Origin of the sequence: Thermococcus pacificus (assembly GCF_002214485.1) — an archaeon.
Lineage (GTDB): Archaea > Methanobacteriota_B > Thermococci > Thermococcales > Thermococcaceae > Thermococcus > Thermococcus pacificus.
Map to the genome: position 1 here is coordinate 331,527 of NZ_CP015102.1, position 25,847 is coordinate 357,373.

22 protein-coding genes, 1 tRNA gene and 1 pseudogene are annotated in these 25,847 nt (G+C 54.4%); 14 read left to right on the forward strand and 10 right to left on the reverse strand.

Going from position 1 to position 25,847, the window contains the following annotated elements:
• Nucleotides 1-10 precede the first annotated feature (10 nt).
• A complete protein-coding gene (locus tag A3L08_RS01990; protein ID WP_088853447.1) occupies nucleotides 11-544 on the reverse strand; it encodes a flavin reductase family protein in 534 nt (177 codons plus the stop codon).
• A 50-nt stretch (nucleotides 545-594) separates the two neighbouring features.
• A complete protein-coding gene (locus A3L08_RS01995) occupies nucleotides 595-1,917 on the reverse strand; it encodes an acetate--CoA ligase family protein (RefSeq protein WP_088853448.1) in 1,323 nt (440 codons plus the stop codon).
• A 68-nt stretch (nucleotides 1,918-1,985) separates the two neighbouring features.
• On the opposite strand from A3L08_RS01995, the gene coaD reads away from it, so the two are divergent.
• From coaD to A3L08_RS02010, 3 genes are all read left to right on the forward strand, one after another.
• Complete coding sequence (gene coaD / locus A3L08_RS02000) at nucleotides 1,986-2,531, forward strand: phosphopantetheine adenylyltransferase (RefSeq protein ID WP_088854862.1); 546 nt, start codon at nucleotides 1,986-1,988, stop codon at nucleotides 2,529-2,531.
• On the forward strand, nucleotides 2,518-3,198 hold the full coding sequence (tpiA, locus tag A3L08_RS02005; RefSeq protein WP_088853449.1) for a triose-phosphate isomerase: 681 nt from the start codon (nucleotides 2,518-2,520) through the stop codon (nucleotides 3,196-3,198). The genes coaD and tpiA overlap by 14 nt, the downstream gene beginning before the upstream one ends.
• A gap of 70 nt (nucleotides 3,199-3,268) precedes the next feature.
• A tRNA-Gln gene (locus tag A3L08_RS02010) sits at nucleotides 3,269-3,344 on the forward strand.
• A 367-nt stretch (nucleotides 3,345-3,711) separates the two neighbouring features.
• Here the strand turns inward: A3L08_RS02010 and A3L08_RS02015 are convergent.
• The 5 genes from A3L08_RS02015 to A3L08_RS02035 all read right to left on the reverse strand — a co-directional run bounded on the left by A3L08_RS02015 (nucleotide 3,712) and on the right by A3L08_RS02035 (nucleotide 12,902).
• The gene (locus A3L08_RS02015) at nucleotides 3,712-4,395 is read right to left on the reverse strand and encodes an eL43 family ribosomal protein (protein ID WP_088853450.1); all 684 of its coding nucleotides are present in this window, start codon (nucleotides 4,393-4,395) and stop codon (nucleotides 3,712-3,714) included.
• 62 nt (nucleotides 4,396-4,457) lie between these two features.
• Nucleotides 4,458-8,408: a DNA-directed DNA polymerase II large subunit gene (locus A3L08_RS02020; RefSeq protein WP_088853451.1), complete on the reverse strand. Its 3,951-nt coding sequence runs from the start codon at nucleotides 8,406-8,408 to the stop codon at nucleotides 4,458-4,460.
• Between the two features lies 1 nt (nucleotide 8,409).
• Nucleotides 8,410-10,629, reverse strand: coding sequence for a DNA-directed DNA polymerase II small subunit (locus A3L08_RS02025; protein ID WP_088853452.1), 2,220 nt, complete (start codon nucleotides 10,627-10,629; stop codon nucleotides 8,410-8,412).
• Nucleotides 10,629-11,876: an ORC1-type DNA replication protein gene (locus A3L08_RS02030; RefSeq protein ID WP_088853453.1), complete on the reverse strand. Its 1,248-nt coding sequence runs from the start codon at nucleotides 11,874-11,876 to the stop codon at nucleotides 10,629-10,631. Before A3L08_RS02030 ends, A3L08_RS02025 begins: the two co-directional genes overlap by 1 nt.
• A gap of 402 nt (nucleotides 11,877-12,278) precedes the next feature.
• Entirely contained in the window at nucleotides 12,279-12,902 is a 624-nt protein-coding gene (locus tag A3L08_RS02035) for a DNA-binding protein (RefSeq protein ID WP_088853454.1), read from the reverse strand.
• Nucleotides 12,903-13,622: 720 nt separating this feature from the next.
• On the opposite strand from A3L08_RS02035, the gene A3L08_RS02040 reads away from it, so the two are divergent.
• From A3L08_RS02040 to nucS, 3 genes are all read left to right on the forward strand, one after another.
• A complete protein-coding gene (locus A3L08_RS02040; protein ID WP_088853455.1) occupies nucleotides 13,623-14,642 on the forward strand; it encodes a potassium channel family protein in 1,020 nt (339 codons plus the stop codon).
• Nucleotides 14,643-14,840: 198 nt separating this feature from the next.
• Nucleotides 14,841-15,905, forward strand: coding sequence for a DNA repair and recombination protein RadA (radA, locus tag A3L08_RS02045; protein WP_088853456.1), 1,065 nt, complete (start codon nucleotides 14,841-14,843; stop codon nucleotides 15,903-15,905).
• A gap of 35 nt (nucleotides 15,906-15,940) precedes the next feature.
• A complete protein-coding gene (nucS, locus tag A3L08_RS02050; RefSeq protein ID WP_088853457.1) occupies nucleotides 15,941-16,693 on the forward strand; it encodes an endonuclease NucS in 753 nt (250 codons plus the stop codon).
• Here the strand turns inward: nucS and A3L08_RS02055 are convergent.
• Together A3L08_RS02055 and A3L08_RS02060 are read right to left on the reverse strand one after the other, a co-directional pair.
• Nucleotides 16,690-17,073 carry a DUF473 domain-containing protein gene (locus tag A3L08_RS02055; RefSeq protein WP_088853458.1) on the reverse strand — a complete coding sequence of 128 codons (384 nt, stop codon included), beginning with the start codon at nucleotides 17,071-17,073 and terminating at the stop codon, nucleotides 16,690-16,692. The genes nucS and A3L08_RS02055 overlap by 4 nt on opposite strands.
• Nucleotides 17,074-17,083: 10 nt before the next feature.
• On the reverse strand, nucleotides 17,084-17,812 hold the full coding sequence (locus A3L08_RS02060) for a proteasome assembly chaperone family protein (protein WP_088853459.1): 729 nt from the start codon (nucleotides 17,810-17,812) through the stop codon (nucleotides 17,084-17,086).
• A gap of 115 nt (nucleotides 17,813-17,927) precedes the next feature.
• Between A3L08_RS02060 and A3L08_RS02065 the strand changes: the two genes are divergently transcribed.
• The 8 genes from A3L08_RS02065 (at nucleotide 17,928) to A3L08_RS02100 (ending at nucleotide 24,486) form a co-directional block, all read left to right on the forward strand.
• The gene (locus A3L08_RS02065) at nucleotides 17,928-18,701 is read left to right on the forward strand and encodes an S-methyl-5'-thioadenosine phosphorylase (protein WP_088853460.1); all 774 of its coding nucleotides are present in this window, start codon (nucleotides 17,928-17,930) and stop codon (nucleotides 18,699-18,701) included.
• A gap of 67 nt (nucleotides 18,702-18,768) precedes the next feature.
• Nucleotides 18,769-20,043, forward strand: coding sequence for an amidohydrolase family protein (locus tag A3L08_RS02070; RefSeq protein WP_088853461.1), 1,275 nt, complete (start codon nucleotides 18,769-18,771; stop codon nucleotides 20,041-20,043).
• Between the two features lie 44 nt (nucleotides 20,044-20,087).
• Nucleotides 20,088-20,627, forward strand: a complete 540-nt coding sequence (locus tag A3L08_RS02075) for a [protein ADP-ribosylglutamate] hydrolase (protein ID WP_088853462.1) — start codon at nucleotides 20,088-20,090, stop codon at nucleotides 20,625-20,627.
• A gap of 85 nt (nucleotides 20,628-20,712) precedes the next feature.
• A complete protein-coding gene (locus A3L08_RS02080; RefSeq protein ID WP_157721573.1) occupies nucleotides 20,713-21,516 on the forward strand; it encodes a hypothetical protein in 804 nt (267 codons plus the stop codon).
• A gap of 129 nt (nucleotides 21,517-21,645) precedes the next feature.
• The gene (locus A3L08_RS02085) at nucleotides 21,646-22,359 is read left to right on the forward strand and encodes a hypothetical protein (protein WP_198362126.1); all 714 of its coding nucleotides are present in this window, start codon (nucleotides 21,646-21,648) and stop codon (nucleotides 22,357-22,359) included.
• A gap of 33 nt (nucleotides 22,360-22,392) precedes the next feature.
• Entirely contained in the window at nucleotides 22,393-22,572 is a 180-nt protein-coding gene (locus A3L08_RS02090; RefSeq protein ID WP_088853465.1) for a hypothetical protein, read from the forward strand.
• Nucleotides 22,562-23,011 carry a hypothetical protein gene (locus A3L08_RS02095; protein WP_088853466.1) on the forward strand — a complete coding sequence of 150 codons (450 nt, stop codon included), beginning with the start codon at nucleotides 22,562-22,564 and terminating at the stop codon, nucleotides 23,009-23,011. Before A3L08_RS02090 ends, A3L08_RS02095 begins: the two co-directional genes overlap by 11 nt.
• Before the next feature lie 32 nt (nucleotides 23,012-23,043).
• Nucleotides 23,044-24,486 (forward strand): NAD(P)H-hydrate dehydratase, encoded by a 1,443-nt coding sequence (locus tag A3L08_RS02100; RefSeq protein ID WP_088853467.1) that lies wholly within the window; start codon nucleotides 23,044-23,046, stop codon nucleotides 24,484-24,486.
• Nucleotides 24,487-24,724: 238 nt separating this feature from the next.
• Here A3L08_RS02100 and A3L08_RS02105 read toward each other — a convergent pair.
• Nucleotides 24,725-25,828, reverse strand: a pseudogene (locus A3L08_RS02105) (alpha-amylase domain-containing protein); the annotation flags it as partial.
• Between the last annotated feature and the right edge of the window lie 19 nt (nucleotides 25,829-25,847).

Genomic DNA, 25,847 nt, shown 5'->3' on the forward strand with positions numbered 1-25,847 from the left:
AGAGGTTGCCTTATCGGGAGTTCGCTTTCCCAGGCCGATAAATCCTCTTCTCAAACGTTACAAAGTCAACCCACGAGGCGTGGGCCAGGAAGTTCGCCTCAAGGTTCGGCCTGCCGTTGGGAAAGGCCGTCTCACTGTAGGAGCCATCCACTACCTCTCCAACGAACCACGTGTGGTCGCCGTAGTCCCTCTCGTCAACGACCCGGCACTCCAGGTTCGCCAGGGCCTCTTTTATGCTCGGCGTTTCAATGGACTTTGAGGGAACCAGGGTTATAGAGGTCTCTTTCAGCTTCTCCGGCCCGTGTTTTGTCCCGGCAACCCACACATCGTCCAGCATCTCAAGGCCCGGAACGCTGACCACGAACTCCCCGTATTTTTTGACGAGCTTCCAGGTGTGCCTCTGGGGGGCTATGGCAACGCCCACCATGAACGGCCTTGCCGAGACCACCGTTACCCAGTCCGCGGCCATCACGTTGGCTTCCTCTCCTCTTCCGGACACTATCAGGTATGTTCTCATTGGATACATGAGCCTGTACGATTTCACGCCCACCACCCCTAAACACTGAACAAGAACTCACACATAAAAAGCTTGAGTCACCTCTGGGAAAGCCACTTCAAGGCCCTCGCCGCCCTCTCTGGAGTCGGGAAGTTCTTAACGCCGTGCCTTTCCAAAAGCCCAACTCCATCGCGGACCAGCTCCCCGGCCATAAAGTTGACGATGACCGGCTTGTTACAGTCGGCTTCGATTACTGCCTTGGCTATCTCCTCGCTCGGGATGAATATCGGCGGCACGCAGATTACGAGGAGCGAGTCAACGTTTTCATCCCTGCAAACCGTCTCGACGGTTCTCTTGTACCTTTCGTAGTCTGCATCTGCTATGAGGTCTATGGGGTTCTTGACGGAGCACTGGGGCGGCAGGAAGGAGCGGAGCTTTTGAACAGTTTCCTCGCTAAGCTTGGCAATCTCAAGGCCGAGCTTTTCCAGTTTATCGGTCGCCAGAACGCCCGGCCCGCCGGAGTTAGTTATCACTGCCACCCTCTTCCCTGCTTTTGGATACATCTCGAAGGCTTTGGCGGCATCGAAGAGCTCCTCCATCTCCTCGACCTCTATAGCGCCGGCCTGCTTGAAGGCCGCGCGGTAGATTTCATAGCTTCCAGCCAGGGAGCCTGTGTGACTTGCAGCGGCTTTGGCACCGCTCGCGCTCTTTCCGGCCTTGAGGACTATGACGGGCTTTTTGTTTGCCGCGTAGCGGAGGGCCTTGAGGAAGCGCCTCCCGTCCTTAACGCCCTCGATGTAGAGGGCTATCGCCTTTGTGTTCTCGTCGTCAGCAAAGTACTCAAGGAAGTCGCTCTCGTTCAGGTCAGCGGCGTTTCCATAGGAAACGAAGGCTGAGAAGCCTATTCCTTCATCGTTTCCCATCGCCAAAGCGGCACCTCCGAAGGCCCCGCTCTGGCTGATTAGTGCTAAGCCACCAGGCTTCACGCGAACCTCGAAGGAGCCGAAGAACTTCCCGTGGACGCCGAAGATACCGGCGCAGTTGGGGCCTATGATTCTAATGCCGTGCTTTTTAGCCTTTTCAACGAGCTCGCGCTCCAGCTCAACGTTTCCAACCTCAGAAAAGCCCGCGCTTATGACAACGGCGCCCTTAATGAGCGGCCCTATCTCGTCTATTAAAGCCGGAACAATCTTAGCCGGAACCGCTATTATCGCGACGTCAACGGGTTCTTCCAGCTTTTGGCGGATTTCAAAGGTTCTTCCAGCGACCTCAACGGTTCCGCCCTTCGGGTTGACCGGGATTATCCACCCCTCAAAGCCGCCCTCCACGATGTTCCTCAGGATTTCGTAGGCTATAGCCCCCTCCTTAAAGGAGCCGAAGACTGCCACGCTCTCCGGATAGAAAAACGAGTCTAAGCTCATTCCACCACCCCTACCAAGTTGGCCGGTGAACAAAAAAGCTTATTGGTTTTATGAACCAAATAAAAGGCATGAGGAAGAAGTACAGGAAAGTGGTCGTTGGGGGCACCTTTGACAGGCTCCACCTCGGCCACAAGGCTTTACTGAGGAAGGCATTCGAGGTGGGGGAGTACGTCTACATTGGGCTAACCTCCGACGAGATGATAAGGAGCAAGCCCTACGCCGAGAAAATCCTCCCCTATGAACTCCGCCTTAGGGATTTAATCAAGTTCTTCGAGGTCAACGGTTACTCGAACTACCGCGTCATCAAGATACACACCTCGATAGGGTTCGCCGACAGGATGAAAAGCCTTGAGGCAATAGTCGTCAGCGAGGAGACCTACAAGGGCGCCCTGGTCGTCAACCGCGCCAGGGAGGAGAACGGGCTTAAACCTCTCGATATCGTTACAATAGGCCTCGTGAAGAGCTCTATCGGGGCAAAGATAAGCTCCTCACTCATAAGGGCCGGCCTGATAGACCCCTTCGGGAGGCCCCTCTCCAGTGGAAACGAAACTCCCCGAAAGACGTTTAAGGGAAAAGAGCGTAACACTTCCGGTGATACCCATGGAGAAGCTTAAGGAGCCGATTATAGCGATAAACTTCAAGACCTACATAGAGGCCACCGGCGAGAGGGCGCTGGCGATAGCCAAGGCCGCTGAAAAGGTCTGGAAGGAGACGGGGATAACCATAGTCGTCGCCCCGCAGCTGGCAGACCTTAGGATGATAGCGGAGAGCGTCGAAATCCCGGTCTTCGCCCAGCACATCGACCCGATAAAGCCCGGAAGCCACACCGGGCACGTCCTGCCCGAAGCCGTTAAGGAAGCCGGTGCCATTGGAACCCTCCTCAACCACTCTGAGAGAAGGATGGTTTTGGCGGACCTCGAGGCGAGCATAAGGCGTGCTGAGGAAGTTGGACTCATGACTATGGTCTGCTCCAACAACCCGGCTGTCAGCGCCGCCGTTGCCGCCCTCGGTCCTGATTACGTCGCCGTCGAGCCGCCCGAGCTGATAGGAACTGGAATTCCGGTCAGCAAGGCCAAGCCAGAGGTCATAACCGACACGGTGGAGCTGGTCAGGAAGGCCAACCCCGAAGTGAAGGTTCTCACCGGGGCCGGAATAAGCACAGGTGAAGATGTGAAGAAGGCCCTCGAGCTCGGAAGCGTTGGAGTTCTCCTCGCGAGCGGCGTTACGAAGGCGAAGGACCCGGAGAAAGCCATAAGAGATTTGGTGTCGCTGATAATCTGAACCTCTTCAACCATTTTTCTTCCCGCAGGCTCAAAATTTATAAAGTCTGAGCTTTGCATCTTTATCGGGCAGCCCCGTGGTGTAGCGGCCAAGCATGCGGGACTTTGGATCCCGCGACCCGGGTTCGAATCCCGGCGGGGCTACCATACAAACTTCGCCTTCGCGAAGTTTGATCAAGGTTGGTGGTTCATTTTTGAGATGCCAAGGTGCAAGTAAATTCCTTTTTAAAAGCTGTTTTGGATTTGAATTCCATCGATTGGTCCTTTTTCAAAGAGTTCCTCCCCTTTGACGCTCTCCGGGCATCAATTAAAATCGAACCCTCGTTAAAACGCGAGCTAACAATTGGAATTCAAGATTCACTCCAGCGTACTTAAATGAGATCCTCCCAAAACCAGCAATCTAAGAGGGAACCACAAACCTTGATGAAACTTTTCGCCAGAAAAGTTTTTTGTACTCTCAAATCCCCGTGCGGGGTTCACTCCGCGGAAAGAAACTTTGCCTTCGCAAAGCCCGCTAAAACGCAAACTCCTCCACAGTAAACTCCTCCATGACCCTCTCGAAGTCGTGCTCTGGGGTGTATGTGAAGCCGCAGTGTGTGCACTTTAGAATACCCTTCTCCTCGCTCAGCGGCGAGAAGCAGACTGGACAGCGGTACTCCTCACGCTCCAGCTTATCGTAGACTTCGTCCCTCATGACGACCAGGTTGAGCTCGCTCTCCCAGTCCTCGTGGAGCATGCCCCAGTAGGGAGTCTCAACCGGGTAGAAATCCTCAAGAATCAGGGCGTTTATTCCGATCCCCCTGATCCCGGGCGGGAGCTTGTTTGTTGGCTCAATAGAGACCACGTATTGGTCGTAGAACTCCAGGTACTCCGTCCTGACCGTCAAACCGCGGGACAGCCTGGAGCGGAGGGGTATGAGCTGGAGGAAGAGGTTCTCCTTCTCCATGTCCCAGCTGGCACTTATGGAGACCGACCCCTTGGTGAAGAACTGGGTCACGTAGCGCTCGTCGCGCTCCTCCCCGGCCAAAGAAAAGCCCAGCTTCCCCATGGCCCTGGAAAGGAAGTTGGGCCTCGGAAGCTTCCCGTAGTTTATCAGGTACTCACCTACCCAGCCCGCGAGAGGCATAGAGTAGCCGACGAACGCCTGCCTCTGGACGCGGAGATAAGCAACGCTGGGGAGGAGTTTAAACCCCTGCATTTCCACCGGAAATAGAGCGGTATTATCATATATATGGTTAACGGAAGAAACTAGAAACCAAGTCAGGAACCGAAGAAGTCGTCGAGGCTTATGCCCTTCTTTTTCTTCCGGGGCTTCACATTTTGCTCTTTCTCCTTCCCCTTCTCCTCAACAAGGTACCTCTTGAGGGCCGCCTTTTCAAGCCCCGTGGCAGGCTTTATCTTCTTCTCAGAGCGCTTGGGGCCCTTCTTGGCTTCCTTCTCCTTAGGCTCCAGAGTCTTTTTCTCTTTCTTTCCCCCCTTCCGCTTGCCCTTCCCGTTAGCTTTAAGCTCGTCGAGGTAGCCGTTCTTTCCGTTGGATTTGCCAGTACGCTCCTTCACCATCTTCTCACAGACGTCCGCGGAAAAGCCCATCAGCGTCCTCTGCCTCTCCGGAAAGACGTTCTCAAAGAGCGTCTTTATGTCCTTCTCCGTTATGCATATCCTCTGCCTCGTGTAGTCGAGGACGTTGTACCTGGTAACGAGCATCTTGGCCGTTGGCAGATACTTTTCTATTGCACCCTTGCTGACCGTTAGAACTATCTTGCCGCCGCACTTGGGGCACTTTCCGGTTAAAGGCGGCCTCCTGTACTTGGTGTTGCACTTCACACAGCGGAACTCCTGCCTTGTGAAGCTCCTAAGGTTGCCCCTCAGGTCAGGGACGAGGTGGGAGTTGATTATCGTCTCGGCGACGTGGTGCTCGTCCACCGCGCGAATGCGCTCAGCCAAGGTCAGCTGCCTCTCCACCTTCTCCTCCATGTCGCCGAGCTGTTTGTACAGGCTCATTTTTGGACCCAGGCCGATGTCATCGGTGTCATGGGTGAACTTTATGCCCTCGTACATCTCAGGCTTTCCAAGCCTGTCCTCGACGCGCTCTATGAACTTTATCGACTTCGGCGACTTCATCTCATAGGTGGCTTGATAGAATTCAAGGGGATAGTAGCGGACGACGTCCATGTTGTGGACCTCGCTGTCAACCTCGCGCGGGTCAAGCCGAGTGGTAACGACGAGGGGAGCATCCATCTTGCCGCCGCGCTTCTCGGGCAGATAGTACTTGCTAAAGTTGAGCAGAGCATCGAGGAGGAGCATGACGGCGTCTTCATCCCCGTCACAGTTGCGTCTTTTTGCCGCATGATAATACGGATGGGCATAGCCTACCAAAACGTCAGAGAATCCGATTATCCTGCCGATGATTCCAGCGGAGGTGTGTGGGGCGAGGCCTATGACGAGGTGGCCCACTAAATCCTCCATCTTCTCGGCGTTGTAGAAGCGCGGAAGACCGTAGAACTTCTCAAGGAGGTCGTCTATGAAGCGCGCCACCTTGAGAAGGTATCTTCCAGCCTCGTAGGGGAGGATAACGTCCTGGACTTTGAGTTCCAGTATCTGGTCGTCCCTCTCGAGAGGCTTCCCCTCGAAGTCATGGGTGTAACCGAGTTCGCGGAGCTTCTCAACGCTCGTGCCTATTTCCTTGGGCTTAAAGTGGGTTATCGGCGCGTCTGTGGCATCGAAGCGGATTGTACCGTCTTTGAACACGTAGACGTCATTCTTCACCCTGAGGAGGCCCTTCTCTAAGGGTTCGGCCATCTTGTAACCGGAGGTCATACCCTGGACGCCCTTGAGTTTGTCGATGCCATAGACCTTGACGTTATCCATCGCCTGTCTCAGGAGTTCGGAGGGCTTTATCGTCCTCCTCGCGTAAGGGGAAAGCTCGGCGCCGCATTTCGGACAGCGGAAGTCGAAGTTCTCGGCCTCGCTCTGGGTGTAGTCAACGTTGCACTTGGGGCAGTGCCAGAGGAGTTCCTTCCGCGTTCCGCAGCGGGGACAGAGGTGCTCCGGACCGATATGGCCGCAGTTGGGGCACTTGAAGAAGGCTATCTCGACGCTCGCCACCTTCCCCTCTTCGGCGGCCTTCTTTATGTCCCTGCTTGAGCCTCCGGCGAGGCCTATCGGGAAGAGCACCTGAACCGGCGGCTTCATCTTCCTCTCCTTGGCCTTCTCCGGCCTGCCCATTCTGGCACCGATCCAGCTTATTCCCCTATCCCTGAGCTTTATCCGGTTGTTTTCGTTGATTATGTCGATGACGGTAAAGAAGGGCTTTGCCCTGAACTCCCATTCGAGGTTGCCGAGCGGGGTAAGCAGGGCCGCGGCCCAGGGGTAGTCGATTACGATGACCTTTTTCCGGTCTTCGGTACGCTCAAGCCTGTGCGGGAGACCCAAAAGCTCGAGGTAGCGCTTGATCCTGGGGTCGTTGTCGAGGATGACTTTCCTCGCGAACTTGTTCTTTCTGAACTCGTCCCACTCGATTTGAGCGTTCAAAAGGGCTTTTTGAAGCTCTTCGACTTCTTCAGGTCTGAGAGTGTTCCAGTAGAGGGTGTAGTATGGGTGGAACGGTATGTCAAGGACCTTTGAAAGGTGTATGGCGGTCTCAACGTCTGGCCTAACGCGGAGCGGGTCATGGAGGAGTTCTCCAAGGAATTCCGGGTCGACTTCGATGTATTCTGCGGCCTCCTCAACGGCCTCCCACGGGTTCTCCTCAAAGGGTTTAAGTTCGACCTCGTAGGTGTCGGCTATGGCTTTAACGAGCTCCTGAACCCACCACTCCTCAACGTAGTTGGCCGGCAGAAGGGTCTGGTTGTTCTCGACGAAGTCGCCGAAGTTAACCAGAGCATCGCCAACGTATAGAATCTCATCGATCTCGTTCCTCACCTTCAATGCCGTCTCGTAGTCGTCAACTTTAACCACAGCACCGTTTTTGAGCTTAACAATCGGCCCTTCAACGGTTGTCGCAGGAGTGACTATACAGCCCTTACCCGGCCGTTCCGTCTTCATCTGCGTTCCAATCGCTATGAACTCATCCAGGATCAGCATGGTTGCAGGATTGACGCTCCACGTCGCGAAGCCGCTGACGCGGGAGCGGCCATAGCGAAGGCGGAAGCCGCCGTTGGTGGAAGGCTCGGCGAAGAGGGGCCTGCCGCCGATTATCTCTTTGGTATACTTCTTGTTGGGTGCGATGTTGGCCTTAAAGCGCTCGTAAAGCTCGTAGTAGAAGCCTTTCTTGACCTCCTCTCTAACCTCATCCCTGCCGGCCTCCTCGGCCTTGGAACCGTCGGAGGGCTTTTCCTCGGTGGAGTTACCCTTCTCTTTCGCCTCAACGAACTCCTTTATCCAATCCCAGCCGTCGATGCCCATCTTGTCGATATACTTGATGAGCTTCTTGGCCTTCTGGAGAACTCCTTCGGCCATGACGAGAATAGCTCCGCCGCGGATGTGGTTTGTCTCAACGCCGGGGACGTTCCTGTGGGAGACCTCAACCTTATCCGTTTCCTCACCGGTTATCTCGATGGGGATGTTCTTCATGGCGAGCCTGACCTCATCGGCCTCGGGATGATACTGCAGCCTTGTAACAGCGCGGTGGTAGAGGTCGACCTCTTCAACCATACGCTCTATGTGCTCCTCGCTCGGCTTGAAGCGGTCGAGGCCGAGCTTCTTCCTCACGTAGTCACCGACGAGGACGCTCAACGCTTGGGCGGTTCCACCAGAGCTTCTTATCGGCCCGGCGTAGTAGAGCGCCAGGTACTCGCTGTTGTCGGCCCAGGTGTTGCGCTTGATTTTAACATCGGCGATACCCTCAAGCGGGGCGGAAACTATACCCTCCGTGAGGATCGCGAGGGCAGTTCTGACGGCCTGCTCGGCGTATTTCTCCTTGCTCCCAAGGTCACCGAACTTCCCGTCGATTATCTCGTCGACTATCTTGAGCGAGGCGATCTCCTTGCCGTACTCCTTGACAAGCTCTCGTATCCTGGGAGCGACCCCCTTAGGCCCCACAAGGCTCTCTACACGGCCGGCCATGTCGGTCGCTTGAGGAACCTCAACCTCAAGGCTGGGGTCCTTGCCCTGGGCCCTCGCTTTTCTCGCTATCTCATATGCCCGGTCTATCTCGCGCTGGAGTGATTCGAAGTAAGCCTTCATCTCGGGTGAGTAAAGCTCCTCGGACATTTCACACACCCTCGCAGAACTGGTCGAAGCTCACAACCGCCCTCAGGCGGGCGGTCTCAACGTCTATTATCGGAACCCTCGCCGGGGTAGGGACTATGTTCACCATCTTCTGGAACTCGGTCTGGGCCTGCCAGGTGCCGCTGTTTATCAGGAAGACACCGTTGTACATCCTATATTCCATAACGTGGACGTGACCGGCCTGGAAAAGGTCCGGAACGGACTCTATGACAAGCGTATCCTCAGGGTCAGGTGCAATCGGAACCTTCTCGCCGAAGGTCGGTGCCAGGTGGCGGAGCTTGAGGAGGTCGAGCATCGCCTCGGCTGGCCTGTGGTGGCTCCTGTTGGGGATGAAGCTGACGACGTCTTCTATTCCACGCCCATGGGTGATGAGGAAGTCCCTGCCGTGGAGCCTCACGACGGCGGGATTGCTTATCATGACCGCGTTCTTGAGCTTCTTGAGTGGCCGGGCATACTCGTCGTAGAAACCTGGCTGAGGAAGGGCCGTCCTGGCCGCGTCGTGGTTTCCGGGGCCGATGAACATCGTTATGTGGTCCGGGACGTTCCTGAGCAGGTTGTAGAGGGCCTCGTACTGGTCGAAGATGTCGGGGATTTCCAGCTCATTGTACTGGCCGGGGTAGATGCCAATTCCGTCAACGACGTCGCCGGCGAGTATCATATACTTTATCCTGCTCACCAGCTCTTCTTCTTTCCTGTTGTTGACCTCTCCGTTGAGCCACTCGAGGAACTTCTCGAAGGCCCTCTCGCAGAACTTGTTGCTGCCCACGTGGATGTCGCTGAGGAGAACGGCGTAAACCTTCTCCTCAAGAGGGGGCTTCGTGCGCTTGAACTTCGGAACATCGGGGAGGAAAATCTTGTCGGCGAAGAATATGCCCCTGCCTGAGTAGCGACCGCGGAAGGCGACCACAGCGTCGGGCATTATCTGGAAGAACTTCTTACTCTCGGAGTTGTTCCGGTTTATGAAAACCTTGATTACCCCCGTGTTGTCCTCGACCTCAAACATGTAGCCCTTGGCAGTCTCGCGCTTGTTGTTGATGAGGCCGATTATCGTAACCTCGTCCTCGCCGCGGACGTAGCTCAGCTTCCCTATGTCTATGACACTCCCCAGCTCGGGGTTCTCGCGCAGAATACGCCTCATCTTCCTGAGCCTGCTCCTGAAGTAGTCGGAGTAGACCTTGATTATAATCTCACCTTCTTTGCTGGCCGCGCTCTTGACCTTGGGAACCTCGAATTTGACGTTCTTGACGTCAAAAGCTATTTCCCACTCGTCCGGTATCTCCTTCGCCCTGTAATGGAAGCCCTCCTTGGGGACTATTACGACGTCGCTGTAGACCGAGTAGTTCTTTTCCTCCTCAGGAACTTCCTCAGCGGCGTAAGCTATCGGAATCCCATAGTCGCCGTAGATTATCTTCGGCTTCACCCCGTTGCCGTTCTCGTAGTACTCCTCGTCGTCGGCGTAGCCGTTGCCGTTCCCGTTGGAATACCCATTGCCGTTTTCCACGGTGGCTTCAGTTACTGGAATCTCGGACGGGGATTCCGGTTCGGGTGTGGACTGCTCAAAGGCGGTAGATTCAAGCCCGCCGACGTCTTCCGACGCTTCTTCCGCATATCCCTCACTTTCCACTGGAAGGGTTTCGCCAGCCGCCTCCATCGTCATGTCCCTATTGGGGGCAGTTTCGTCAGGAGACGGCTCTGTGGGTGCCTCCGCCTCAATGGTTCCAGTGGAAACAAAACTCCCCCCCTCAGAAAAGTCGGGAGTTTCTTCCTCCAAATTATTAGAAGAAGCCACCACAGCGGCGCTTTCGGGGGCAGTTCCAGTGGAAATAGAGGTTTTATCACGTGACTCCGATTGAGGCTCCAGAACCGGCGTTTCGCCGACATCTGGCGGAACAGGGGCGGAAACATCAACATGGGACATATATGTGCTTTCTTCACCTTCAGAGGGCAGTTCCTCAGAGAGTTCCTCCCCAGAATCGCCGGGCTCGTAAGCACTCACTTCGAGTGGAACTCCGGAGGAAAGTATACCCTTCCCCCTGAGGAACTCCTCGGCCATCGACGAGTCTATAACGAAGGTCCCCCGGGTCTTGGCGAACTTTATCAGCTCGGCGAGCGTGAAGTCCTTTTTGTAGTAATCGGAGAGAAGATAGTAAGCTGAGGGTGTTATTAGATAACGGTTGGCGAGCAAATCCTCAACGAGCCCCATTAGAGCAGCCTCCTCTGGCGGGACATACTTATTGTGAGCACGGTCTGGAGCTGGGGATCATGGCGGTATATGTTCTTGACCTTATAAGGTGTTACGTTCAGGCGAATCTCCTTGGTTCTTCCATAGCGCCCTTTGCTGACGACCTTAGCGTTGATGATGCCGAGCATGTCGAGCTCGTTGATGAGGTCGCTGACGCGCCTCTGGGTGAGGGGCTCCAGATCAATGTGGTCGCAGAGGGACTTGTAAACCGAATAAACGTCGCCGGTGTTGGCGGGAAGCTCGCCGTTCTCATCAAGCAGGACTATCGCGTAGAGGAGAACCTTTGAATGTAGCGGGAGCGTCTTTATGACCTCCTCCATGGTGTCCTGCTCTATCTTCTCCTGGGCCTTCCAGACGTGCCTCTCAGTTACCTTGCTGGCCCCCTCACGCTCGGCAATCTCGCCGGCGACGCGTAGCAAGTCTAAAGCGCGCCTCGCGTCGCCGTGCTCCCTGGCAGCGAGGGCGGCACAGAGGGGGACGACGCCCTCGTCGAGGACACCCTCGTTAAAGGCATCCTTGGCACGCTGCATGAGGATGTCACGGAGCTGGTTGGCGTCGTAAGGCGGGAAGACGACCTCTTCCTCGCTTAAACTGGAGAGAACGCGCGCATCGAGGTACTCCTTAAACTTGAGGTCGTTTGATATGCCGATTATGCTGACCTTGGCGAGGCTCAGCTCAGTGTTTATCCTCGTGAGAGAGTAGAGGATGTCATCGCCGCTCTTTTTGATGAGCTTGTCTATCTCGTCGAGGACTATTATGACGAAGCGCTCCCTGGCATCTATCACCTCCTTGAGCTTGGCGTAAACTTCGTCAGTGGGCCATCCCACTAGGGGAACCTCGACCCCGCTCTCATGCTTGAAGTAATTGACGATGTTAGCTAAGACTCGATACTGTGTATCCACTATCTCACAGTTGATATAGATGACATCAACGGGAATCTCATACTTATGAGAGATTTTCTTGAGCTCTTCGGTAACGAACTTTATGGTAACTGTCTTTCCTGTGCCGGTTTTCCCGTAAACGAACACGTTCGAAGGAGTTTCACCACGCAGAACTGGGACGAGGATATGGGCGAGCTCCTCTATCTGCTCGCGCCTGTGGGGCAGTTCCTTAGGAGTATAACTGTGTCTAAGAACCTCCTTGTTCTTAAAGATCTTCTTAGCGTGAAGGTACTTCTCGAAGATTGAATCCAGGTAATTGTCATCCATAACTACCACCCTGCTCCACTGGAAACCCTACTCAATTACTGGAGCACATCCTGCAGTGAGGATATTTGCAGACGATTTTACAGGTATCAAACCAATATTTCGACTAATATCCAATTTAAATCACAATACTTTGTAGTTTTTACATAGCCTCCACTGGAAGCACCGGATACAGAGGAAAGCATAGATAATCGAGGTCAGGGGTTTATATGCCTTGTTGAACAGAGGGATGTAAAAAAGGATGGAGAACGTTAAGTGGATAACCAAGGAAAATCCGAGCCAATAAGCCCATTCAAGCTCAAAACTCCCGCCAGGAAACCCGGACAAGGAGAGTCAAACGACCCCGCCACATTCCAATAGATATCAGCGGGGAGGGGATGAAAATTAGAGATTAGACTTTAGAAATTAGAAGTACCCCACGTCATCCCCAGAACCTTCCATCGAGCGCTTCGCCTTGAACACCTCCTCGAGAAGAGCAGTGGCGTCTTCAACGCTCATGCCAACTTTGATGGTCAGGAACCTCATCAGCTCTTCCCTGCTCGCACCATTCTGCATCCTTTCAACCACCATCCCCACGATGCGATCGAAAACTTCCTGCTCGAACGCTTCCTCCAGGCCCAGAGCGGATACGGAGGACAGAAGACCTATCAAAAGTGCCGTGAGTGCATCGTTGAACTCTTCCTTTCCAAGCGTCTTCTTATCCAGGTCCACGCGAAGGTAAACCTCGTCATTCATGCCAGAGAGGGTGAATTTCATCATGTTGACCTGGTCGTTGAGGCGCAGGAGGGTGTGGTAAACCTTGAGCTTCTCATTGTTCGACATGGAGAATGTGTCCAGTCCAAGGGGCACTATCAAATGAACGAAGCCCTCAGAGAACACCACCATCAATGAGAAAGGCATTCGCGGATGTTCCGCCAAATACGTGTTCGGCTGAACCTCCTGTAGGGCCCACGGGAGATCCACTATATCCTGGGCGGTGTCGTTTCCATTCTTAAGCCACTCGAGGACTTTGGCCTCTACATCATCCATAGGAATCACCATGCCAAGTACGCGTCAGGGTTAATTAACTTTGCACAGGAAATCACAGTGGACAGTGATCATGTTCAAGCGAAACCGGCTGCCTCCACAGGAAACTGACGGGTTCGATGGATATTAACGGACATCGGAATTTTACAAATATAAATGAGCTGATGAATACGTTAGGGCATTTCCACTGAAAGGAGAATGAACATTAATGGACATGAAAATCCGAACAGTACTGACCATTATAGTGCATTTTAGGAAAACATTTTAGTTTCACAATTCAAAAAACGTTAACACAAGTGTACCCCCAGGGAGTTTCATTTCCAGTGGAAGCGGGTTTTGGCTACTCCATCTTTCCTTGTTGTTTTTGGTGAAACTCTCCCTTTTTCTTTACAAGTCTTGATATTTATAGATTATTGTGAACAATGTTCACAAAAATTATTTTAAAACAGGGTTTAAATGAATATTAATCCACAAAATCTCAAAGGGGCTTAAAAGCAGTTGATTTTCCATTTGTAATCTACCTTATAAACCTCGCTTTCTATTTTTTCCTCCTGTATGAGCCGTCCATCTCCGAAACCCGGCTCCAGTGGAAATGAAACTCTGGGGGGTCTTTCAGATGGCCATCTGAAAAGACCTTTGTTTCCACTGGAAAAACTGTGTCATTGGCGACCCCCTGTGTGCAGCAGTGATAGGTTTTTAAATATCCTGGGGGTACTCCTGAACATGATACCCATACCCATCGTCTGGAGGTTGCTCCGGGTCAGGATTAAAGTCCGGAGAAACAGGCTGGTTCAAATAGCCCTCGCCGTTCTGCTGCTGGCCCTCGGGTTTGCCATTCTCTTTGCGCACTTTGAGGGTGTAGACTTTTACACTGCTTTTTACTGGGCCATAATCACCATGGCAACGATAGGCTATGGCGACATAACCCCCCAAACAGGAGCTGGGCGGGCCGTGGCAATGGTGGCGGCCGTGGCGGGCATCTCCACCTTCACCGCCCTCGTTTCTGTTCTTGCCGAATACTTCATATCTTCATCGCTTAGGAGGATGATGGGAATGCACCGCGTTAAATACTCCGGCCACTATGTTGTGATCGGGCAGGGCAGTAGCATCGAGAGCTGCGTGAACGAGCTCCTTCTGGCGATTTCCAGTGGAGACGCCGAGCCAAGGCCGATAGTGGTCGTCTTTCCGAGCGAGGAGGAGCGCAAGAAGGTAGAGCTTCCAGAGGAAGTGGAGGTTCTCGTGGGCGACCCGACCAACCAGGAGACGCTGGAACGCGCCCACGTAAAGGATGCATCACATGTTATCCTCGCCCTTGAGGATGACTCTAAGTCCGTGTTCGCAACTCTGATGATAAAGCGCATGTCCAGCGCCAAGGTTCTCGTCGAGGCCCTCAAGGCGGAGAGCGTTGAGCTTCTCCGGCAGGCTGGGGCAGACAGGGTGATACTCAGCAGGAGCTTTGCAGGTAGGCTTCTCGCGAGCTCGATCTTCGAGCCAGAGGTGGTTGACGTTATCGACGACCTCACGACCGCCCTTGGCCGCTACGACATCTCGGTTATTTTGAAACGGGACCTCTGGGGGATGAGCTACGTGGAGGCCCTGCGGAAACTCCGGTCTGATTGCGGCTGTTTCCTGCTGGGCTACTACACAGACCAACCCGTCCTCAATCCTTCGCTGGATGAGGCGATCCCGGAGGGTGCTAGGCTGATAGTCATCAAGCCCGCAGTTTCCACTGGAAATGATTGACTCCGGAAATGATTGACTCCCACCGTTTTTGCATCTTTCAACGTCCCACTGGCAGTGGTTCTGTTGCCCCGTTCTTTTTATTTACCCTAGTCAAACCCGCACTATATCACCTCTTTCATTGCCCCATATCCGGGAAGAAAAGTATATAACCCTTCGACTTTTTACCCCTATGAAAGGTAGCGATGTTGGGTGATGTTCATGGCGAGGAAGACGAAAGCTGAGGATGAAATAAAAGAGCTCGAGGAGTTTGAGGAACTGGAGGTCGTTGAGGAGTCCACTTCAAGCTCAACCACGAAAAAGAAAGAGAAGGAGATTAAAACTCTCGAAGACCTGCCAGGCGTCGGTCCGGCTACTGCGGAGAAGCTCCGAGAGGCTGGCTATGACAGCATCGAGGCCATAGCCGTTGCCTCCCCCATGGAACTCAAGGAGATAGCGGGTATAAGCGAGGGCGCCGCACTGAAGATAATCCAGGCCGCAAGGGAAGCGGCCAACATAGGGACCTTCATGCGTGCCGACGAGTACATGGAGAAGAGAAGCACCGTCGGCAGGATTTCCACTGGAAGCAAGAGCCTCGACAAGCTCATCGGCGGCGGCGTCGAGACCCAGGCGGTAACGGAGGTCTTCGGAGAGTTTGGAAGCGGAAAGACCCAGCTCGCCCACACCTTAGCTGTCATGGTTCAGAAGCCGCCGGAGGAGGGTGGACTCAGCGGGTCAGTCATCTGGATTGACACTGAAAACACCTTCAGGCCGGAGAGGATAAGACAGATAGCCGAGGCCCGCGGTCTGGATCCGGACGAGGCTTTGAAGAACATCTATGTGGCGAGGGCCTTCAACAGCAACCACCAGATGCTCCTAGTGGAGAAGGCCGAGGAGATTATCAAGGAGAAAGCCGAGACAGACAGGCCTGTAAAGCTCTTGGTGGTTGACTCACTCATGGCCCACTTCAGGAGCGAGTACGTCGGTAGGGGAACGCTCGCTGAGAGGCAGCAGAAGCTGGCCAAGCACCTTGCTGACCTTCACCGCCTTGCTGACCTCTACGACATAGCGGTCTTCGTCACCAACCAGGTTCAGGCAAAGCCGGACGCTTTCTTCGGCGACCCGACGAGGCCCGTTGGAGGCCACATCTTAGCGCACAGTGCCACGCTCAGGATATACCTGAGGAAGGGCAAAGCCGGGAAGAGGGTTGCGAGGCTCATAGACAGCCCGCACCTGCCTGAGGGCGAGGCGATATTCAGGATAACTGAGAAAGGTGCTGAGGACTGAGTTAGCTTTTTAACCCTCCTTTTTTATCCGGTTTCATGCCCAAGGTTGAGTTTAAGGCCAATCCGTCTCCAGAGGAAATAAAGCTCCTGGTTGACTCGGCGATTTCATCCGAGGGTATGCTGACAATCTTCGCCCGCTGTAAGGTTCACTACGACGGCAGGGCTAAGAGCGAGCTCGGTTCGGGGGACAGGGTCATAATAGTTAAGCCTGACGGCTCCTTTCTAATCCACCAGAACCGGAAGAGGGAGCCCGTGAACTGGCAGCCGCCGGGGAGCTTTGTTACCCTCGAGGAGCGGGACGGTACCCTGGTTCTCCGCTCCGTCAGGAGGAAGCCCAAGGAGATTCTTGAGGTGGAACTTGATGAGGTCTACCTCGTCTCGGTCTTCAGGGCAGAGGACTACGAGGAGCTGGCCCTTACGGGGAGCGAGGCGGAGATGGCCGAGATGATATTCGAGAACCCTGAGCTCATAGAGCCGGGCTTTAAGCCCCTCTTCCGCGAGAAGGACATCGGGCACGGTATAGTCGACATCCTTGGCAGGGATGAAAGCGGAAACCTCGTGGTTCTCGAGCTCAAGCGCAGGAAGGCCGACCTCCACGCCGTCAGCCAGCTCAAGCGCTACGTCGAGGCGCTGAAAAAAGAGCACCCGGACGTGAGGGGAATCCTCGTGGCGCCTTCACTCACCTCGGGGGCGAAGAAGCTCCTCCAGAAGGAGGGGCTGGAGTTCAAAAAGGTTGAACCTCCAAAGAGGGATAGGTCTGGAAGGGGCAGGCAGACAACCCTCCTTTAGCCCATCCCCATCTCCTGCGGTATGAGTTCGCGGATGCGGACTATGAGCAGGCCTTTCTTGTTCTCAACCTCTACCACCCTGCCAAGGCCGACGAGCTTGACCTTTGCCCTGCAGACGGTAACTTCCCTCTCATCGCTCTCTTCCCAGGGAACCCTTGTCTCCAGCTTCTCCGCTCCGAGAAGCTCCGCTAAGAGGCCTTCCGTGCCCACATCAACGTCGCTGAATGGGTCGTAGGTCAGGAAGAGTCTCATGGCCCTTTCGAGGGCTTCCTCGACGGCGAGAACGTTCCTTGCACTCCTGAGCTCAATGGTTCTGTAGGGGTTCCTCATGAGTTCGTCGAGGACGCGCCGGGCCATGCCGGCGAGAACGACCGCCTCCATCACCACCACCTCACAGGTAGATGCTCTCGTACTGCTGCTGGGCCTTCTTTCTGGCCTGCTCCATCTGCTCGTGCATTCTCCTGAGTTGCTCTTCTATTGCCCTCGCCTCCTGGAGGAGCGGCTCCGTCGAGACCTCCAGCGGAACGAGCTTTTTCAGTGCCTCAATGACGTTGGCGGCCGCCCTCGGATCCGGTCTGTCGCCGAAGGTCTCTCCGAGGAGGACGTAAGCATCTAAATTGTTCCTGCTCGCCTCCCAGAGGAGCCTTCCGCTCATGCCCATTATTGAGCCGTACTGGAGTATCTTAACCCCGTTCTCTTCGAGTTCTTTGTTGAGCTCTTCCCTTGCCCCAACGCCCCAGACATCCATCTGCTCCTTGAAGAAGCCGATTCCTATGCCGCCCATCGAGACGACCTTACCTGCGTCCATTTCCTTGAGGTATTTAACGAGCTCCCTCGCTATCTCGTTCACGAGAGTTGGTGGGATGTAGATGTCCGCGATGGCCACTATCAGGTTGTCCTTCCCGTAGAAGCGGAGCGGAGGGTTCGGCTTCCCTTCGAGGATCATTGCCATCGGCGGGATGAAGGGGCTCTCGACGTAGCCTATCATGTCCATCTTGAGCTCCTTGGCGAGGAAGTTCGCCGCTATGTGTCCCACGAGGCCGACGCCAGGGTAGCCTTCTATCAGGATGGGGTTCTTCACTTCGGGTAGAACTATCTCGACTGGCTTGTCGTTCTCCATCCTCTCACCCCCACCAAAGTTTATTTCCCTTTGGTTATTAAATTTTCGGAGTTCCCTTTCCACTGGAAAGGCAACCCTTAAATAACTCAGGCGCTATTTTTACAGGGTGATGTCTATGGTGAAGATCGGTATCATCGGCGGTTCCGGTGTTTACGGCGTCTTCGAGCCGAAGGAAACGGTAAAGGTTCACACCCCCTACGGCAGGCCTTCGGCTCCGGTGGAAATAGGCGAAATCGAGGGCGTTGAAGTTGCCTTCATCCCGAGGCACGGGAAGAACCACGAGTTCCCACCCCACGAGGTTCCCTACAGGGCAAACATCTGGGCGCTCCACGAGCTCGGCGTTGAGAGGGTTATAGGCGTTACAGCCGTCGGCTCTCTCCGCGAGGAGTACAAACCGGGCGACATCGTCATAACAGACCAGTTCATCGACTTCACGAAGAAGCGCGACTACACCTTCTACAACGGGCCAAGGGTTGCTCACGTTAGCATGGCCGACCCATTCTGCCCCGAGATGAGGAAGATCTTTTATGAGACAGCCAAGGAGCTGGGCTTCCCCGTTCACGAGAAGGGCACCTACGTATGTATTGAAGGCCCGCGCTTCTCGACGAGGGCCGAGAGCTTCATGTTCAGGCAGTACGCCCACATAATCGGGATGACCCTCGTCCCGGAGATAAACCTCGCTCGCGAGCTGGGAATGTGCTACGCAAACATCGCCACCGTTACCGACTACGACGTCTGGGCCGACAAGCCGGTGGATGCGCAGGAAGTGCTCAAGGTCATGGCCGAGAACAACTACAAGGTTCAGGAATTGCTCAAGAAGGCCATTCCGCGCATTCCTGAGGAGAGGAAGTGTGGCTGTGCCGACGTGCTGAAGAGCATGTTCGTCTGACCTCTTCTCCCCAACCTTTTTAACTTCCACAGGAAACACACCTTTTCAAAAGAAACGGGTGATTCCAATGAGCGTTCTCATCAGGAACGGTCACGTTATCTACGGCGAGGACTTCGAGATAGTTAAGGCCGATGTTCTAATCGAGGGGAACAGGATAGCTAAGGTCGCAAAGGGCATAAACGAGGGCGCCGACACGGTTATAGATGCCAAAGGAAGGGTTGTTTCTCCGGCCTTCGTTAACTTACACACCCACTCCCCGATGGGCCTCTTCCGCGGTCTGGCCGACGACCTTCCGCTGATGGACTGGCTTCAGAACCACATCTGGCCGCGCGAGGCGAAGCTGACGCGGGAATACACGAAGGTCGGCGCCTACCTCGGCGCTTTGGAGATGATAAAGTCGGGAACAGGAACCTTCCTCGACATGTACTTCTTCATGGACGCGGTTGCAGAGGTCGTCGAGGAATCTGGCCTTAGGGGCTACCTCTCCTACGGGATGATAGACCTTGGTGACCCGGAAAAGACCGAGAAAGAGCTCAAGGAAGCGCTCAGGACGATGGAGTTCATCGAGAAGCTCAACTCGGACAGGGTTCAGTTCGTCTTTGGTCCCCACGCGCCTTACACCTGCTCGATAGCCCTGCTGAAAGAGGTCAGAAGGCTCGCGAGCGAGCACAACAAGCTGATAACCATCCACGTAAGCGAGACGATGGCCGAGATAGGCCAGATAACCGAGCGCTATGGAAAGAGTCCGGTCGTTCTCCTCGACGACATCGGCTTCCTTGGTAGGGACGTGATAATAGCGCACGGCGTCTGGCTCGACAGCAGGGACATCCAAATTCTGGCCAGAAACGGCGTTACCGTCGCTCACAACCCGGGAAGCAACATGAAGCTTGCCAGCGGCGTCATGCCCCTTCAAAAGCTCCTCAACGCCGGCGTTAACATCGGCCTCGGCACTGACGGGGCCGCGAGCAACAACAACCTCGACATGCTCGATGAGATGAAGTTAGCAGCGCTCCTCCACAAGGTTCACAACCTCGACCCCACCGTTGCCGACGCCGAGACAGTCTTCAGGATGGCGACGCTCAACGGTGCAAAGGCCCTCGGGATAAATGCCGGCGCCATAAAGGAGGGCTACCTCGCCGACATCGCGATAATCGACTTCAACCAGCCCCACCTCAGGCCGGTAAACAACGTGATAAGCCACCTCGTCTACTCCGCCAACGGAAACGACGTCGAAACAACCATCGTGAACGGCGAAATCTTGATGCTCGATGGCGAAATCCTAACCCTTGACGAGGAAAAGGTCATTGCCGAGGCTGAGAGGGTCTCCGAAAAGCTTGCCTGAGTTGGGGTTAAGTTTCCCTGCTTCTACTTTCCTTGGTGAGGGACATGAGGTTTGAAATAGTCCGCGGCGATATAACCCGCTTTCCGGCCGAGGCCATAGTGAACGCTGCGAACCGCTATTTGGAACATGGCGGTGGTGTCGCCTACGCTATAGCCAAGGCAGCCGCTGGGGACGTGAGAGAGTACATTCGGATAAGCAAAGAGGCAATGAGAGAACAGCTTGGAAAAAGCTCCATCGAACACGGGGAGGTCGTGGTTACCCCCGCAATAAGGCTCGAGCAGTACGGAATTAAATACGTCATACACACCGTCGGCCCCTATTGTGGTGGCGTCTGGGACGAAGACAAGAAAGAGAAGCTCAAAAAAGCCATTCTCGGCGCGTTAAGGAAAGCTGAGGAACTCGGGATCAGAAGCATAGCCTTCCCGGCGGTAAGCGCTGGCATCTACGGCTGCCCGCTTGAGGAGGTCGTGAAGACTTTTAAGGAGGTCGTTGGGGAGTTTGGGAAGGAAGAGGGGAGCGTTGAGAGGGTTTATCTGGTGCTCTACTCTAAGGAAGATTACGAGAGGGCGTTGAAAGTTACTTGAAATGTCTATGTTTTTTATTTTCAAGTTTTATGTTCTGAACCATAACCAATAGAAAACCATATATACACCTAACGTCTAATACTTAATGATGATGTACTTGAAACGGGCTGGACTCTTGGCTGGAGTGCTGGTGCTGATTTTTGTCTTTTCGGGGTTTGTTGGTGCACGGCCGCAGGCCGACGTGGACAGTTGGACGGCTGTTGATCTTTTTGTCAGGGAGCAGATTGATATGGCTTGTGCCAAAGGAACCATCAACGATCCGCATTTTGTAGAGGGGCTTACTGACCTCGTTTTGAAGAGGTTTGATAGGCAGCTTGATGCCGAGATTGCTGAGCACGCCAAAAACCTCACACTCGAGCAGAGGGAAACCCTCAAGCGGTTACTGGTAAGTGATTACGTCTCCTACCTCTACCAGAAGAGCTTTTACCCCAAGAACGCTAAGGTATTGGTCGTGAAGCCCGTTAAAGTTGCCTCAGTTAAGGCCAACGGCAAGGTCTATGACTATTACTATGCTCCGATGAGCTCCTCAATCCTCTACCCGATTCACTGGTGGGTGCAAGTGAAAGACGATTTGGAGGGGGGTCATGGAAAGGATGGACATGGCAACTACTACTGGATTGACGGTAATAACAACATTTCCTACATCAATGTCATCTATGCCTCTAGTAACGTTGTGTATGAGATTCATTTTTATGGTGAAGACGATCCGGATCCAGTTATGGATGAATATTATGACTGGCAACGGTGCAGGAACTATCCGGGTAGAGATGACACCTACGGATGTGAGGATATAGAGGCTATTGAAGTCAGCAGCGGGGATATAATCTTCCACAGTGACTGGAGCCATGTATGCGATGATGGGATGTGTGGATCAGACATTTGCAGATGATCCAGCTCATGTTGCAGGAAGGCGTCCATATGATGAAGACGTTGTTATTTATGTTAGCAACGTAATGAACCACATGATGGATACTATAGATTCTAACCCTGACATGGATAAAAACTGGGGGTACACATCGTGGACATAAGGAAAAATACCCTTATTTCTCTGCCCTTTTTCGCACTCCTTTTGTATTTTGAACTCGGTTATCTCATGAACTATGACACGGGGGAGTGTACAATCTTCGGGATGATGGTTTATAACACCCCCTGCAGGGTCTTTTCTATGATCACCTTCTCTCTTGGCATGGCGATGTTGATTCTCTTTTTGGCCGGAAGGTTGAGGGCTTCTTTCGCCGTTGGGATAGCCTACTACAGTGTAACCTTTTTCGCCGCTTGGACCTGGGCACTGAGCGCCAAGGTACTCGCTTCCCTTGGAATTTTTCTTTCGCTCATCGGCCTCTACTCCTCCCCCAGGGATACTGAGACTTCAAGATCGCTTCGCGAGGCAACGAGTCTCGTCATTTACGCCCTTGTTTTCCTGATTTTTCTCCTCTCGGCAGTCAGTTACATCTTTTACTTCTCTTGGGTATGCTGGGACGCTTATTCCGGAGCAGTGGCGTTCTTATGTTCCCTCATCTCTTACATCCTGATTGGGGCCGGCCTGGTTTCTCCTCTTCTCTGGCGGAAAAGGTTGAGGATTCCGGCCTTGGTCGCACTCCTTCCGGCCGTTCTATTCCTGGACTTTGCCGTGAAGCTGCTCCAGTTCTCCAGGCTCCTCTGGGCTCTGGTGGCCGTTCTCTTTGCGATGGAGCTTTGGGGGAGGTGTGAGAACGTCATGCGGAGAACTTGAAAGGCTCGTGAGAAACATCGCCTGGGGTTTGCCGTGCTCTTCGTGTTCGGTTTTCTGGTGCTCTACTACGCGATTCGAAAGGTGGCGTGTGCCCAGGGTTTCTGCGATTCGAGCTTCTTCCATCGGACTCCACCCGTCTACAGTGCTGACATGCTCGCGATGGTCTTCTCCGTCTCGGTGCTCTTCTTCGCCCTCCTGTGGTATGTTTCGTAGGGGGGAAGGAAGATTAGGGGGTGCTGGCATCTCGGAACTTAGAAAGTCTGCAGAACTGAGAACTGATGGACTTTTCCTCTGGCTGCCTTTACTCATACTGTTCCGGCTGGGCTTTCGCTTCGTCACGCTCATAGACCCGGTTCTCGGTATGGTGTTCTTCTACAACGCGCCCCTCATGCTGCATCTGCCCCGATTTTTCATCCTTTCTTACCCACTCATCATGGGCATTGCCGAGGTCTACTTCATGGTTATCCTGAGGAAGGGAAAGCTTCCCTTTGACCTGCTTTTCGCGTATTTTATGGCCGCCATCGTTTTTGAGTTCCCCTACTCCCTCCTTAAGAGTGGAGACAGCGGGCTTATCCTATTCGCCCTGGTGTGGTACGCAACGGCTCCGGCCGGTCTCCCCATAAGCTTGCATAGCCCATGGAAAATCCCTTAACCTTTGAGTTTGAAATTTCTCCGGTGGTGCTCATGCGCATCGAAGACGTCTACATCTGGGACATCAACGCCAAATGGCTCGGCATAACCCCTTACCAGCTTATGGAGAACGCAGGGGCGGGCGTTGCGCGGGTGATTGAGGAGAGATTTGGGAAGGGTCTTAAGATAGCGGTCTTCTCCGGAACTGGAAACAACGGCGGCGATGGCTTTGTCACTGCCAGGCATCTCAGCTTCGAGAACGAGGTTGCCCTCTTCTTGGTCGGCGACGAGGCTAAGATACGGAGCGAGGAGGCTAGGCATAACTGGGAGATTCTGAAGGGCCTCGACTTTGTGGAAATCAAAGTCCTCAAGGACTCCGCTTACATAAGGTCGCTCGACCTCTCGGGCTTTGACGTCATTGTCGATGCCCTCCTCGGGGCCGGGACTAAGGGAGAGCCGAGGGAACCGATACGCTCGGCGATCGAGAAGATAAACGAGTACGCTGGAGAAGTTAGGATAGTCAGCGTTGACCTCCCGAGCGGCTACCCCTCGAAAATCCGCGTTAAAGCTGACTTTGCGGTGACGTTCCAGTGGGACAAGGAGGAGTACGAAGGCTTTGAGCGTGTTGTTGTCAAGATAGGCTACCCGAGGGAGCTCTACCACCTCGTCGGGCCGGGTGATGCAAAGTTCGCGCTGAGGAAGAGGGGCGAGCACAAGGGCCAGAACGGAAAGCTGCTCGTGATAGGAGGGAGCGAGGACTACTTTGGGGCGCCTTACCTCGCCTCTAAGGCCGCTTCTTATCTGGTGGACCTAGTTTACCTCGCTATGCCCGAGTATTCCGCGAAGAGGATAAGCGACCCCGACTTAATCCTCCGCCCGGTCGAGGGGAGGGACTTTGTCCCGGGGCACGTGGATACTCTCCTTAAACTCGCCGAGAAGGTAGACGCAATCGTCATTGGCCCAGGCCTTGGACTCAGTGATGAAACCAAGGCCTTCGTAAGGGAGTTCGTGAAGCACTGTGCTAAGCCAATGGTGATAGACGCCGACGGGCTGAAGGCGGTGGCTGAGGACTTAAGCGTTCTCAGGGGCAAGACCTTCGTCCTGACTCCCCACGCCGGCGAATTCAGGGTGTTATTCGGCGTGGGGCCCGAGGGGCCACTCGCGGAGAAGGCGGAGCTCGTGATGGAAAAGGCCGGGGAGATAGGGGGAACGATACTCCTCAAGGGTGCCTACGACGTCATAAGCGACGGGAAGACATGGAAGTACAACAAAACCGGGAACATGGGCATGACGACCGGAGGAACCGGGGACGTTTTGGCGGGCCTAGTTGGTGCCCTGCTAGCCCTCGGAAACAAACCGCTGAGGGCTGCATCGGTTGGAGCGTTTCTCAACGGCCTCGCTGGGGATATGGTGAAGGAAGAACTCGGGGAGAACTTCACCGCACTGGAGATGGCTAAAAAAGTCCCCCACACAGTCAAGTGGGCTTTGGAGTTCTGAGGTGATTCTATTGGACAGTACCTCGTTCCCTTCCTCGTTTTTATTCTGGTCGTCTCTGCGAGGGTTCTCATCGTGCCCTCTTCTTCGGAGCGATACCCCGTCGAGCTGGAGGTTAAATTCTCAAAGCCGGTTGGGTTCGGGGGTGTTGGGTTGCTGAAATCTTACCCGAATGAGGTAGCACACGTTGCGGTCTTCCGCTTTTCTGATTGTTTGAACCAAAAGAAAGATGAGAAAAGGCTCACCCGACTCCGGCATAGCTCCAGACGGAGTAGCCGTACTGGCCGTTGGCCGGGTCGTGGGCCGGGGCCTCAAGGTAGACCCAGCCGCTTGAATAGACCCACTTATCCACCCAGCCCCCGAGGTTGCCGGTGTACTCGTGAATGTACGAGCCGGCGAACTTCGGAACGTGGACCCACCTTCCGGCCTTGCTCGAGCCGAGGTTGATGTACGTTATCAGGCCGGGCTTGCTCCCGTAGCCGTTTCTGACGAAGATGAGCTCGTCGCTGTCGTAGTAGATTATGCTCGTGCTTCCTCCTGCCAGGTGGTCGTGTATCCATATGAGGTTCTTCCTTGTTGAGCCACTCCTCGTAGTCGCGGTAGAATATCGTCGGTTGCCCTTCGTAGGTGAGGATGAACGCATAAGCTGGACACTTGTTCCAAATTATGTCCGTGTCGTGGTTGGCGACGAAGGTTACTGCTTTGAACGGGTCGCGGGAGACGACGGTTCCACCGTTCTGGAGGGCCGAAACGAGGGCCGGGATGTTCTTGTTATCGAAGGCCTCATCCATCTTGTAGTAAAGCGGGAAGTCGAAGACCTTGGCACCGCTTGAGTAGGCCCAGTTAAGAAGGGCATCGACGTTCGTGTCCCAGTACTCGCCAACGGCCCAGTCGCCCCACCAGTTCAGCCAGTCCTTGACCACCCAGGCCCCGTAGCCCTTGACGTAGTCGAAGCGCCACGCGTCAACGCCTATGCTTCTCAGATAGGCCGCGTAGCTCTCATCGCTGCCCAGGGCCAGTGCTGGTCCCAGCTCTTCTCGTGGGCGATGTCGGGGAAACTGCCAAAGGTTCCTTCATCACAGCACTTGACCTCGTTGAGGTGGAAGTCGAGGTAGTTGGCGGTGTACTTTCCTGAGGCAACCTTCGAGAAGTCGGTCCAGGTGTAGTCCCTGACGAAGGGGTTCCACTCCAGGTCGCCGCCGGCGCGGTGGTTTATCACTATGTCCGCTATGACTTTTATCCCATAGGTGTGGGCGGTGTCTATCATGTTCACGAGCTCCTGCTTGGAGCCAGAGCGCGTCTCAACGGTTCCCTTTTGGTAGTACTCGCCGAGGTCGAAGTGTTCACTGGAGGACGCAAAAGAA